Below are 11341 nucleotides of genomic sequence, written 5' to 3' on the forward strand. Positions count from 1 at the left end.
GTTCTCCAGGCTCGCGGAAAGGGCTTAGTGCTTGCGCAGGAACGCGAGCAGTTGCTGGTTGACCTGTTCGGCCGCCTCCATCTGCACCATGTGCCCAGCCTCGGGCAGCACCAGCACTTCAGCCTCCAGCCCTTCGGCATGGCTGGCCGGGATGATCGCGTCCTTGCCGCCCCACACCACCAGGGCCGGGTGCTGCCCCAGCACCCCGCGCAGGTCGTGGCGCTGCCGGTCGCCCTCGGCGATGGCCGATGCCAACAGGCGCAACGCGTCGTCCACCCCTTCCAGGCGCTTGAACTTGAGCATGTCCTCCAGCATCTGCCGGGTGACCAGTGCCGGGTCGGCAAACAGCTGCACCATCTGCGGCTTGAGGGCATTGCGGTTGGCGGCAGCGACGAAGCCTTGCAGGTACTGCCCGTTTATCGCCTCGCCCAGCCCGGCACTGGCCACCAGGCTCAGGCTGGCCACCCGCTGCGGCGCCAGGCGCGCCACGTTCAGGCTGACCGCGCCGCCCATGGAGTGGCCGGCCAGGTGGGCCTTGGCGATGTCCAGGTGGTCGAGCAGGGCCAGCACGGTTTCGCTCAACTCATCCAGGTCGCCCCGTTGCAGGGCTTTGGCCGACTCGCCATGGCCCGGCAGGTCGAGGGCGATCACCCGTCGCTCGGCAGCCAGCGCCGGGTGGTTGAACAGCCAGTTGTTGAGGTCGCCGCCAAAACCGTGCACCAACACCAGTGGCGTGCCGCCTTCGCCCAGCTCGAACCAGCGCAGCAGGCGGCCCCCCACTTGCGCCTTCTGCGGGGCCGGCCCCTGGGCCTGGTCGGCGCCACCCTCGGCGACGAACTCGGCCTGGAAGCGCTGCACCACGGCATCGATTTCAGCTTCTTCGGCTTCGCCCTCCACCACCACCGCAAGCAGGGCACCGACCGGCAGGGTTTCATCCGGTTTGGCCACCTGGCGGCGCAACACTCCGCTGAACGGGGCTTCGACGCTGCTGCTGATCTTGTCGGTCTCGACGTCCAGCACCTCGTCGCCCTTGTTGATTTCGTCACCTTCCTGCTTCAGCCAGGTATCCACCCGGCCCTCGGTCATCGACAGGCCCCACTTGGGCATGGTCAGGGTATGGATCTGGCTCATGCGGCACTCCTTGCGGCTTCGATCACTTTGCGTACCGCAGCCTCGATCTTCGCCGCGTCAGGGATGTACAGGTCTTCCAGGGCATCGGAGAACGGCACGGGAGTATGCGGGGCGGTGACCATTTCGATCGGGCCCTTGAGCGCGCCGAAGGCCTTCTGTGCCACCAGCGCGCTGATGTCGGTGGCCATGGAGCAACGCGGGTTGGCTTCGTCGATCACCACCAGGCGGCCGGTCTTTTCCACGCTTTCCAGGATGCTGTCCTCGTCCAGCGGGCTGGTGGTGCGCAGGTCCAGCACCTCGCAGTCGATACCCTGGCGGGCCAGGTTGTTGGCTGCTTCCAGCGCCACATGCACCATGCGGCCATAGGTGACCAGGGTCACGTCGTCACCATCGCGCAGGAAGTTGGCTTCGCCGAACGGCACGGTGTAGACCTCTTCCGGTACCTCGCCTTGCATGCTGTACAGCAGCTTGTGCTCGCAGAAGATCACCGGGTCGTTGTCGCGGATCGCCTGTATCAACAGGCCCTTGGCATCGTACGGCGAGGACGGGCAGACCACCTTCAGGCCGGGAATGTGCGTCCACAGCGAGGTGAGCATCTGCGAGTGCTGGGCCGCCGCACGCAGGCCGGCGCCGTACATGGTGCGCATCACCAGCGGGGTGACCGCCTTGCCGCCGAACATGTAGCGGAACTTGGCGGCCTGGTTGAGGATCTGGTCCAGGCAGCAGCCGGCGAAGTCGACGAACATCAGCTCGCACACCGGGCGCAGGCCCTGGGTGGCAGCACCGACGGCAGCGCCGACGTAGCCGATTTCCGACAGCGGCGCGTCGAGCACGCGCCCCGGGAACTGGTGATAAAGGCCCTTGGTCACGCCCAGCACGCCACCCCAGGCATCATCTTCGCCGGGGGCACCGGCGCCGCCGGCAACGTCTTCGCCAATGATGAACACCGTGTTGTCGCGGCGCATTTCCTGGGCCAGGGCTTCGTTGATGGCCTGCTGGTAGCTGATCTTTCTTGCCATGGTGATTCTCCTGTTGTTCTTGTAATCCGCGGCTCAGGGGTAGGCGACGTAGACGTCGGTGAGCAGGTCGGCGGGCTGTGGCTTGGGATCGGACTTGGCGCGGCGCACGGCGTCTTCGATCAGGTCCTCGACGCGGGCGTCGATGGCGTCCAGTTGCGCAGCCGTGAGCAGGCCGGCGCGGGTGGTCTTGTTGCGGAACTGCATGAGGCAGTCGCGGGATTCGCGCAGGTTCTTCACTTCGTCCGGGGCGCGGTAGGTTTGTGCATCGCCTTCGAAATGGCCGTAGTAGCGGCTGAGCTTGACCTCGATCAGCGATGGGCCTTGCCCGGAGCGTGCACGTTCGATGGCAGCACCGGCGGCCTCGTACACGGCAAAGAAGTCGAAACCGTCGATGGTGACACCGGGCATGCCGAACCCGGCCGCGCGGTCGGCGATATGGTCGCAGGCAACCGACCAGGTCGAGGCGGTGGCTTCGGCGTAGCCGTTGTTCTCGGCCACGAAGATGCACGGCAGGTTCATGATCGAGGCCATGTTCATGGCTTCGAACACGGCGCCTTCGTTGGAAGCGCCATCGCCGAAGAAGGCCACCGACACATCGTCGCTGCCCTTGATCTTGGCAGCCAGCCCGGCCCCGGCTACCAGCGGTGCACCGGCACCGACGATGCCGTTGGCGCCGAGCATGCCTTTTTCCAGGTCGGCGATATGCATCGAACCGCCCTTGCCACCGCACACGCCGGTCTTCTTGCCGTAGATCTCGGCCATCATGCCGTACACGTCCACCCCCTTGGCGATGCAGTGGCCATGACCGCGGTGGGTCGAGGCGATGCAGTCGCTGTCGCGCAGGTGGGCCATGACCCCGGCCGCGGAAGCCTCTTCGCCGGCATACAGGTGGACGAAGCCGGGGATCTCGCCGGTGGCGAACTCCACGTGCAGGCGTTCTTCGAAGGCGCGGATGGTGCGCATCACTTCATAGGCATGCAGCAATTGTTCGGTACTGAGTTGATTGGACATCTTGTTGTTCTCCAGGGTTGTCTCAACACGGGTTTGCAGGGTGCAACCGGTGGCCGCGCGGTACGGCCAGCAGGTGATGGCGGGCGGCATGCGCCAGCACGGCCTCGACATCCACGCTCAACGGGCCTTGGTGATCGAGGGTGATGGTGGGGGTGTCGTGCTCGGCAAATTCGATTTCGCGCTCGCCGTCCAATGCCAGGGTGCCGCTGGCCAGGCTCAGGCGATGGGCTACGCCGGGCGTCAGTGGGCCGCTGGCGGTGATGGCGCAGCCTTGCAGCAGGCCGGGTGCCAGTGGTGCGAGCAGCGCCTGCTCGGCGCCGGGGTTCAGGCGTACCCAGGCGCCGTGCGGGTCCTGGCGCGAGACCGGGCACCACAGGCCGCACAGGGCCGAGAGGCCGATGGCATGGGGTTCGGCGAAACAGGCGAAGACTTCGCAAAGGTCCTCGCTGCGGCTCAGTGCCCGAGCGCCGATGAAGCGCTGGGGCGACACCGCCACCTCCACCAGGGCCCATTCGGCAAGCTGTTGTTCGGGCACCTTCACCAGCAGGCGCTTGTTGCGGCGCAGGCCGATGCTGGCCGGTACCCGGCCGCTGGCAAGCAGGCCACCGGCCAGGCCGGCGCTGGTGGCCTCGCGCAGTTCGGGGAAGGCATTGTTGGTGCCGGTGGACAAGGTCAGCAGCGGTACGTCACCGGCCTCGGCAGCAACTGCCTTGTGGGTGCCGTCGCCGCCGAGCACGGCGATCATCGCCACACCGCGTTCGACCATGCGGCGGGTGGCCAGGCGGGTATCGGCAACGGTCTGGGTCAGCGGCAGGTCGAGTATTTCGATGGCCGGCCAGTGCTGGTCACGGGCGACCGGGCCCAGGCTGGCCTTGAGCACGGCGGCGGCAATGCCGGTCATGTCACTGGGCAGCAGCACCTGGCCGATGCCGGTGGCACCGAAGGCGGCCAGCAGGCGCTGGATCGCCGAAGCCTTGTCGGTGCTCGAATAGAGCCCGGCGTTGGCGGTCAGGCGGCGCAGGTCGCGGCCAGAGGCAGGGTTGGCAATGATCCCGACGGTTGGGGCGGGTAGCGGCATGGCGCACCTCGTATTCTTGTTTGCCAGGGCTGGAGCAAGCGCGGTGCCAGCTTCTTCTGAATTGGCTGAAGTGCCTGCAATAGAGCGGTTTTGTTGCGCTCCGGCAGGTGCTGATGGTTCTGCTGGCGAGACGCCCGGTGCCAGCGCGGGGCCGACGTTGCCGAGACGCTGAGACGCTGCGTCTCAAGCGGGCCGGTAATCACGCAGTGCTTGTCGGGGCATGCCCGGAAGCGCTTAATGGCCGGACAACGATAAAAACAGCAACGAGAACCGGAGGGCCTGAATGCTTGCCGCGAACTCCCGAGCCCATGTCGACTGCGTCAGCAGGGTGCTGAAGAATGCCGACCGCCTGCCGCAGGCGCCGGTGCCACCGCTGATCCTCGATTCATGGCGCCGTTCCATGGAGCTGTACCGCCTCGACCCCGGGTCCCAGCAGGGGCCGCGCATCCTGTCCCAAAGCCTGCTCAACGAATGCCGTGAGCGCGCCGAACTGTTCCTGCGTATCGCCAGCGATGCCGTGGCCCGCCTGCATGAGCGGGTGCGCGGTGCCGACTACTGCGTGCTGCTCACCGATGCCTTGGGGCGCACCATCGATTACCGGGTCGAGTCGGCCATCCGCAACGACTGCCGCAAGGCCGGGCTGTACCTGGGCACCTGCTGGTCGGAGGGCGAGGAGGGCACCTGCGGCGTGGCGGCGGTGTTGACCAGCAAGGCGCCGGTCACGGTGCACAAGCGCGACCACTTCCGCGCTGCGTTCATTGGCCTGACCTGTACGGCGGCACCGGTGTTCGACCCGTTGGGCGAGTTGCTGGGCGTGGTGGATGTCTCGGCCTTGCAGTCGCCGGACGACCGCCGCAGCCAGCACCTGATCCGCCAACTGGTCGAGCAGACTGCCCGCGAGATCGAAAATGCCTTCTTCATGCACAGTGCCCAGGGCCATTGGGTGATGCGTGCCCATGGCACGCCGGGCTATGTGGAAAGCCAGCCCGACTACCTGCTGGCCTGGGATGGCGATGGCCGCCTGCAGGCGATCAACAGCCTGGCGCGCCAGCGGCTGGTGGAGCACCTGGGGCGTTTGCCCGAGCACATTGGCGAGCTGTTCGACATGGACCAGCTGCGCCGCGTGAACGCATCGTCCGCTCAACGCCTGCCGGGCCTGGGTGGGCTGTACGGCCGGGTCAGCGCACCCCGCCAGCGCCAGCGTGCGCAGCCGTTGCGCCAGGCCCAGGACGCCCGCATCGAGCAGCATTTGCGCCTGGCCACGCGGGTCAAGGACTGCAACCTGGCGGTGCTTGTGCAAGGCGAGACGGGGGCCGGCAAAGAGGTATTCGCCCGCCAGCTGCATCAGCAAAGCCTGCGTCGCGATGGCCCGTTCGTCACCCTGAACTGCGCGGCGATTCCGGAAAGCCTGATCGAGAGCGAGCTGTTCGGCTATGTGGCCGGGGCCTTCACCGGTGCTTCCAGCAAAGGCATGCAGGGGCTGTTGCAGCAGGCCGATGGCGGTACGCTGTTCCTCGACGAAATAGGTGACATGCCGCTGAACCTGCAAACCCGGTTGCTGCGCGTGCTGGCCGAGGGTGAAGTGGCGCCGCTGGGCGCGGCGCGGCGGGAGCGGGTGGATATCCAGGTGATTTGCGCGACCCACCGTGATTTGGCAGCGATGGTGGAGGATGGGCGTTTTCGTGAGGACCTGTACTTCCGCCTGGCCAATGCCCGCTTCGCGTTGCCGCCGCTGCGCGAGCGTGAGGACCGCTTGGGGTTGATTCACCAGTTGCTGGCCGAGGAGGCCGAGGCCTGCGGGGTCGAGGTGGTGTTGGCGGATGATGCGCTGCAGGCGCTGCTGGTTTACCGCTGGCCGGGGAACTTGCGCCAGCTGCGGCAGGTGTTGCGCTATGCCTGTGCGGTGAGTGAGGGGGGGCGGGTGCAGGTGCACGACCTGCCGCAGGAGGTACGCGGCGAGGTGGTCGCTTCGGCAGAAAGCAGCATGTCTTGTCCGGCCCGGCAGTTGCTGCTGGATGCGCTGATCCGCCATCGCTGGAAGCCGGCCGATGCGGCGCGGGCTTTGGGAATATCGCGGGCGACCTTGTACCGGCGGGTGCATGAGCACCACATCGAGATGCCGCGGATGAAGGGGTAGGGCCCTGGGGGCGCGTTGCGCCCCTTTCGCGACACAAGGCCGCTCCTACAGGCACAGCGCCAGCCCAAGGATTGCGCGATCTCCTGTAGGAGCGGCCTTGTGTCGCGATGGGCCGCAAAGCGGCCCCTGGATCCCCCAGGCAATAACAAACCCGGAATGAGTCCGGGGTTTTCGGTACATTGCTCTGGGGATATCGCGGGCGACCTTGTACCGGCGGGTGCATGAGCACCACATCGAGATGCCGCGGATGAAGGGGTAGGGCCCGGGGGCTGCTTTGCAGCCCAATCGCCGGCAAGCCAGCTCCCACCTCGACCGCATAGACCTCAAGCCGTGTGCAATCCCTGTGGGAGCTGGCTTGCCGGCGATGAGGCCCTGACAGGCAATAAAAAACCCCGGCACAAGTCCGGGGTTTCGGTACATCACACTACGCGATCACTCCTGGCTAGCCAGTTTGTGCTCGAGGTAGTGAATGTTGACGCCGCCTTTGCAGAAACCTTCATCACGCACCAGGTCGCGGTGCAGCGGGATGTTGGTCTTGATGCCGTCGACGACGATCTCGTCCAGGGCATTGCGCATGCGCGCCATGGCTTCGTCGCGGTCCTTGCCGTAGGTGATCAGCTTGCCGATCAGCGAGTCGTAGTTCGGCGGAACCGAGTAACCGCTGTACAGGTGCGAATCCACACGCACGCCGTTGCCGCCCGGGGCGTGGAAGTGCTTCACCTTGCCTGGGCTCGGGATGAACTTCTTCGGGTCTTCGGCGTTGATACGGCATTCCAGCGCATGGCCACGGATGACCACGTCTTCCTGGCGGAACGACAGCTTGTTGCCAGCGGCGATGCTCAGCATCTCCTTGACGATGTCGATACCGGTCACCATCTCCGACACCGGGTGCTCAACCTGCACGCGAGTGTTCATCTCGATGAAGTAGAAGCGGCCGTTCTCGTACAGGAACTCGAAAGTACCCGCACCACGGTAGCCGATCTCGATGCACGCATCGACGCAGCGCTTGAACACTTCCTGACGGGCTTTCTCGTCGATGCCCGGGGCTGGCGCTTCTTCCAGTACCTTCTGGTGACGGCGCTGCAGCGAGCAGTCGCGGTCGCCCAGGTGGATGGCGTTGCCCTGGCCGTCGGACAGTACCTGTACTTCCACGTGACGTGGGTTGGTCAGGAACTTCTCCAGGTAGACCATCGGGTTGCCGAAGGCTGCACCGGCTTCGGTACGGGTGAGCTTGGCCGAGGAAATCAGGTCCTCTTCCTTGTGCACCACGCGCATGCCGCGACCACCACCGCCACCGGCGGCCTTGATGATCACCGGGTAGCCGACGTCACGAGCAATCGCCAGGGCGACTTCTTCATCTTCCGGCAGCGGGCCATCGGAGCCCGGCACGGTCGGTACGCCCGACTTGATCATCGCGTCCTTGGCCGAAACCTTGTCGCCCATCAGGCGAATGGTGTCGGCTTTCGGGCCGATGAAGGCGAAACCGGATTTTTCCACCTGCTCGGCGAAGTCGGCGTTTTCCGCCAGGAAGCCGTAGCCCGGGTGGATCGCGGTGGCGCCGGTCACTTCGGCGGCAGCGATGATCGCCGGGATATGCAGGTAGGAATCCTTGGACGATGCAGGGCCGATGCAGACCGACTCGTCTGCCAGGCCCAGGTGCATCAGTTCACGGTCGGCAGTGGAGTGCACGGCGACGGTCTTGATGCCCAGCTCTTTGCAGGCACGCAGGATCCGCAGGGCAATTTCCCCGCGGTTGGCGATCAGGACTTTTTCGAGCTTCCCAGACATCGTTGGCTCTCCGCGATTCAAACGACGGTGAACAGCGGCTGGTCGAACTCAACCGGCTGGCCGTCTTCTACCAGGATGGCGTCGATGACACCGCCAACATCGGCTTCGATGTGGTTCATCATCTTCATGGCTTCGACGATGCACAGGGTGTCGCCTTTCTTCACGCTCTGGCCAACTTCAGCGAAGTTCGGCGAGGTCGGCGAAGGCTTGCGGTAGAAGGTACCTACCATCGGCGAGCGGATCACGGTGCCTTTCAGGGCTGGGGCAGCGGCAGCGGCTTCAGCGGCCGGAGCGGCAGCGGCGACCGGGGCAGCAACAGGGGCAGCGGCTACCGGAGCCGGTGCGAAGTACTGCTGGGCAGCTGGGGTCTTGCTGTGACGGCTGATACGGACCGACTCTTCGCCTTCCTTGATCTCCAGTTCGTCGATGCCAGACTCTTCCAGCAGCTCGATCAGTTTCTTGACTTTACGGATATCCATTAATCATCAACTCCCAAAGGTTCGGTCAGGGGGCGAAATACAAAAAAACGTATCTGAAACGTTTCTCTCGAACCCTGGCCCACTGAGGCCAGGGTTTTCATCATTTGGGCTGTGCGTTGGCAGCCAGTTGTTCCAGCGCGGACTCCAGGGCCAGGCGATAACCGCTGGCGCCCAGGCCGCAGATCACCCCTACGGCAACATCGGAAAAGTAGGAGTGGTGGCGGAACGGTTCGCGTTTGTGCACGTTGGACAAGTGCACTTCGATGAATGGGATGCTCACCGCAAGCAATGCGTCACGTAATGCGACGCTTGTGTGGGTGAAAGCAGCCGGATTGATCAGGATGAAGTCCACACCCTCGTTGCGTGCGGCGTGAATGCGGTCGATCAGTTCGTATTCGGCGTTGCTCTGCAGGTACTGCAGATGGTGGCCTGCGGCGCGGGCACGTTGCTCCAGGTCCTGGTTGATCTGGGCCAGGGTCACGGCGCCGTAGTGGCCAGGCTCGCGGGTACCGAGCAGGTTGAGGTTGGGGCCGTGGAGCACCAGTAGCGTTGCCATCTGCGGATTCCTTGGATTTGTAGGGCAATTCGACACAGCGCGGCGAGTGTGCCGTAAAGCGACGGCAAGTGTCCAGTTCCCGGCAATAGCCAGCACGATGTCCGAGGTTCGCGCGAAGTATGTGACCAAATAATTAAATTTGGTCACTGATTTCAGGATTTTTCACAGCTCGCGGGAAGTTATAGACCGACTTTGCCGCGCACGCGTGTCAGAATTTGCGCGAATTCACCGGCATCTATCTCGCCAATGACCCGATCAGCGGTTATTTCGCTACCGTTCGCGGCAAAGAACAACAGGGCGGGAGGGCCGAACAGCTGGTAGCGGTCGAGCAGGCTGCGTTGTTCGGCATTGCTTTCGGTGATGTCGAAACGCAGCAGCTTGAAGCCAGCCAGTTGCGCTTGCACCTGCGGGGCGGTGAGCACCTCGCGCTCGATCACCTTGCAGCTGATGCACCAGTCGGCGTACCAGTCCAGCAGTACCGGCTGGCCGGCCGCCTTGGCCTGGGCCAGGGCTGCGTCCAGAGCGGCGGGGGTAGTGATGGTCTGCCAGCTATCCGCCTGCACCGCCGGCCCGTTGCCGGTGGCCACAAGGGTTGCCGGCGGCAGCGGGCGCAGCGGGTCGCCGTGGCCGCTGAGGGCTCCGTACCAGCAGGCCAGGGCGTACACCAGCAAGGCCAGGCCGAGCAGTTGGGCCAGGCGCTGGCGCGCGGTCTTGACGACAAATTCGAGGGCACCGAGGAACAGCGCCACGCCAGCGGCGAGGAAACCGACCAGCAGCAAGGTCAGCGGGCCTGGCAGCACACGGCTGAGCAAACCGATGGCCAAGCCCAGCAGCAGGACGCCGATGGCGTTCTTCACCGAGTTCAGCCAAGGGCCGCTTTTCGGCAGCCAGGCCGCGCCACCGGTAGCCACCAGCAGCAATGGTGCGCCCATGCCCAGGCCCAGGGCGAACAGCTTGAATGCGCCGCCCAGGGCATCGCCGCTGGCGCTGATGTACAGCAACGCACCAGCCAGCGGCGCCGACACACAGGGCGAAACCAGCAGGCTGGAGAGTACGCCCAGTATTGCCGCGCCCAGCAGCGAGCCGCCCCGGGTGTGGCTGGCGACATTGTTCAGGCGGTTGCTCAGGGCTTGCGGCAGTTTCAGTTCGAACAGGCCGAACATGGCCAGGGCGAACACCACGAAGAACAGCGCGAAGGGCACCAGCACCCAGGCCGATTGCAGGCGCGCCTGCAGGTTCAGGCCGGCGCCGAACAACCCCATCAGGGCGCCGAGTACCGCGAAGCTGGCTGCCATCGGCAGCACGTAGGCCAGCGACAGCGCCAGCCCGCGCAGGCCGCCGGCCTGGCCACGCAGCACCACGCCGGAGAGGATCGGCAGCATCGGCAGCACGCAGGGGGTGAACGTCAGGCCCACCCCGGCGAGGAAGAACAGCAGCAGCGACTTCCAGCTCCAGGCGTGTTCACCGCTGGCCGGGGTGCTTGCGCTGCCTTCGCCATCGATGCTCAGGCGTGCGGTTTCCGGCGGGTAGCACAGGCCTTTGTCGGCGCAGCCCTGGTAGCCCACCAGCAGGGTGAAGGCACGCGGGTCGTTGCGCGGCAGCTCGATATCGAGCACGCCGTGGTATACCTCGACATCACCGAAGAACTCATCGTGCTTGGCCTCGCCCTTGGGGATGTTTGGTGTGCCAAGGGCAATGTCGGCCGGTTCGGTGCGGAACTGGAAACGGTGGCGATAGAGGTAGTAGCCGTCGGTAGCGACGAAGCGCAGCTTGATGGTTTGCGCATCGGCCTGGACCAGGCTGAGCTTGAAGGCCTCGTGTACCGGCAGGAAGTCGGCGTTGTTGGCCAGCGAAGCTGCGCCGAGGGTGGCGCTGGGGCGGTTGTCGAGCAGGCCCGTGGCGAAGGCAGGGCTGGCCAGCAGCAGGAACAGCAGGAAAAACAGGCGGCGCATGGCGGACTCGCGAGGTGGAACGTGCTGGGCATGATAGCGGAGTTGGTGCAGGTTGGGGCCATGCGGGTGGCGGGGGCGACACATGGCCGCTGGCTCATGTGCTGCCTGTGCCTGCCTCTTCGCGGGTAAACCCGCTCCCACCTCGACCGCATAAACCTCAAGCCATGCGCTATCCCTGTGGGAGCGGGTT

Annotated in this window: 9 protein-coding genes; 1 reads left to right on the forward strand and 8 read right to left on the reverse strand. The window is 65.2% G+C overall.

The window, feature by feature from the left end:
• Nucleotides 1-24: 24 nt before the first annotated feature.
• The 4 genes from CAG46_RS22760 to CAG46_RS22775 are packed head-to-tail and all read right to left on the reverse strand — an operon-like array spanning nucleotide 25 to nucleotide 4239.
• Entirely contained in the window at nucleotides 25-1131 is a 1107-nt protein-coding gene (locus tag CAG46_RS22760; RefSeq protein WP_085617851.1) for an acetoin dehydrogenase dihydrolipoyllysine-residue acetyltransferase subunit, read from the reverse strand.
• On the reverse strand, nucleotides 1128-2150 hold the full coding sequence (locus CAG46_RS22765; RefSeq protein WP_013970705.1) for an alpha-ketoacid dehydrogenase subunit beta: 1023 nt from the start codon (nucleotides 2148-2150) through the stop codon (nucleotides 1128-1130). Before CAG46_RS22765 ends, CAG46_RS22760 begins: the two co-directional genes overlap by 4 nt.
• A gap of 33 nt (nucleotides 2151-2183) precedes the next feature.
• Nucleotides 2184-3161 carry a thiamine pyrophosphate-dependent dehydrogenase E1 component subunit alpha gene (locus tag CAG46_RS22770; RefSeq protein WP_085592049.1) on the reverse strand — a complete coding sequence of 326 codons (978 nt, stop codon included), beginning with the start codon at nucleotides 3159-3161 and terminating at the stop codon, nucleotides 2184-2186.
• A gap of 22 nt (nucleotides 3162-3183) precedes the next feature.
• Complete coding sequence (locus CAG46_RS22775; RefSeq protein ID WP_085617853.1) at nucleotides 3184-4239, reverse strand: ATP-NAD kinase family protein; 1056 nt, start codon at nucleotides 4237-4239, stop codon at nucleotides 3184-3186.
• 283 nt (nucleotides 4240-4522) lie between these two features.
• On the opposite strand from CAG46_RS22775, the gene CAG46_RS22780 reads away from it, so the two are divergent.
• Complete coding sequence (locus tag CAG46_RS22780) at nucleotides 4523-6376, forward strand: sigma-54-dependent Fis family transcriptional regulator (protein WP_085617855.1); 1854 nt, start codon at nucleotides 4523-4525, stop codon at nucleotides 6374-6376.
• A 432-nt stretch (nucleotides 6377-6808) separates the two neighbouring features.
• On the opposite strand, the gene accC is transcribed toward CAG46_RS22780, so the two are convergent.
• The 4 genes from accC to CAG46_RS22800 form a co-directional block, all read right to left on the reverse strand.
• Nucleotides 6809-8164 carry an acetyl-CoA carboxylase biotin carboxylase subunit gene (gene accC, locus CAG46_RS22785; protein WP_003257054.1) on the reverse strand — a complete coding sequence of 452 codons (1356 nt, stop codon included), beginning with the start codon at nucleotides 8162-8164 and terminating at the stop codon, nucleotides 6809-6811.
• A gap of 17 nt (nucleotides 8165-8181) precedes the next feature.
• Nucleotides 8182-8643 carry an acetyl-CoA carboxylase biotin carboxyl carrier protein gene (gene accB / locus CAG46_RS22790; RefSeq protein ID WP_075044486.1) on the reverse strand — a complete coding sequence of 154 codons (462 nt, stop codon included), beginning with the start codon at nucleotides 8641-8643 and terminating at the stop codon, nucleotides 8182-8184.
• Nucleotides 8644-8743: 100 nt separating this feature from the next.
• Nucleotides 8744-9199: a type II 3-dehydroquinate dehydratase gene (aroQ, locus tag CAG46_RS22795; protein WP_003255330.1), complete on the reverse strand. Its 456-nt coding sequence runs from the start codon at nucleotides 9197-9199 to the stop codon at nucleotides 8744-8746.
• A gap of 179 nt (nucleotides 9200-9378) precedes the next feature.
• Nucleotides 9379-11151: a protein-disulfide reductase DsbD gene (locus CAG46_RS22800; protein ID WP_085617885.1), complete on the reverse strand. Its 1773-nt coding sequence runs from the start codon at nucleotides 11149-11151 to the stop codon at nucleotides 9379-9381.
• Between the last annotated feature and the right edge of the window lie 190 nt (nucleotides 11152-11341).

This window comes from Pseudomonas sp. B23(2017), from assembly GCF_002113725.1.
Classification (GTDB): Bacteria; Pseudomonadota; Gammaproteobacteria; order Pseudomonadales; family Pseudomonadaceae; genus Aquipseudomonas; species Aquipseudomonas putida_Z.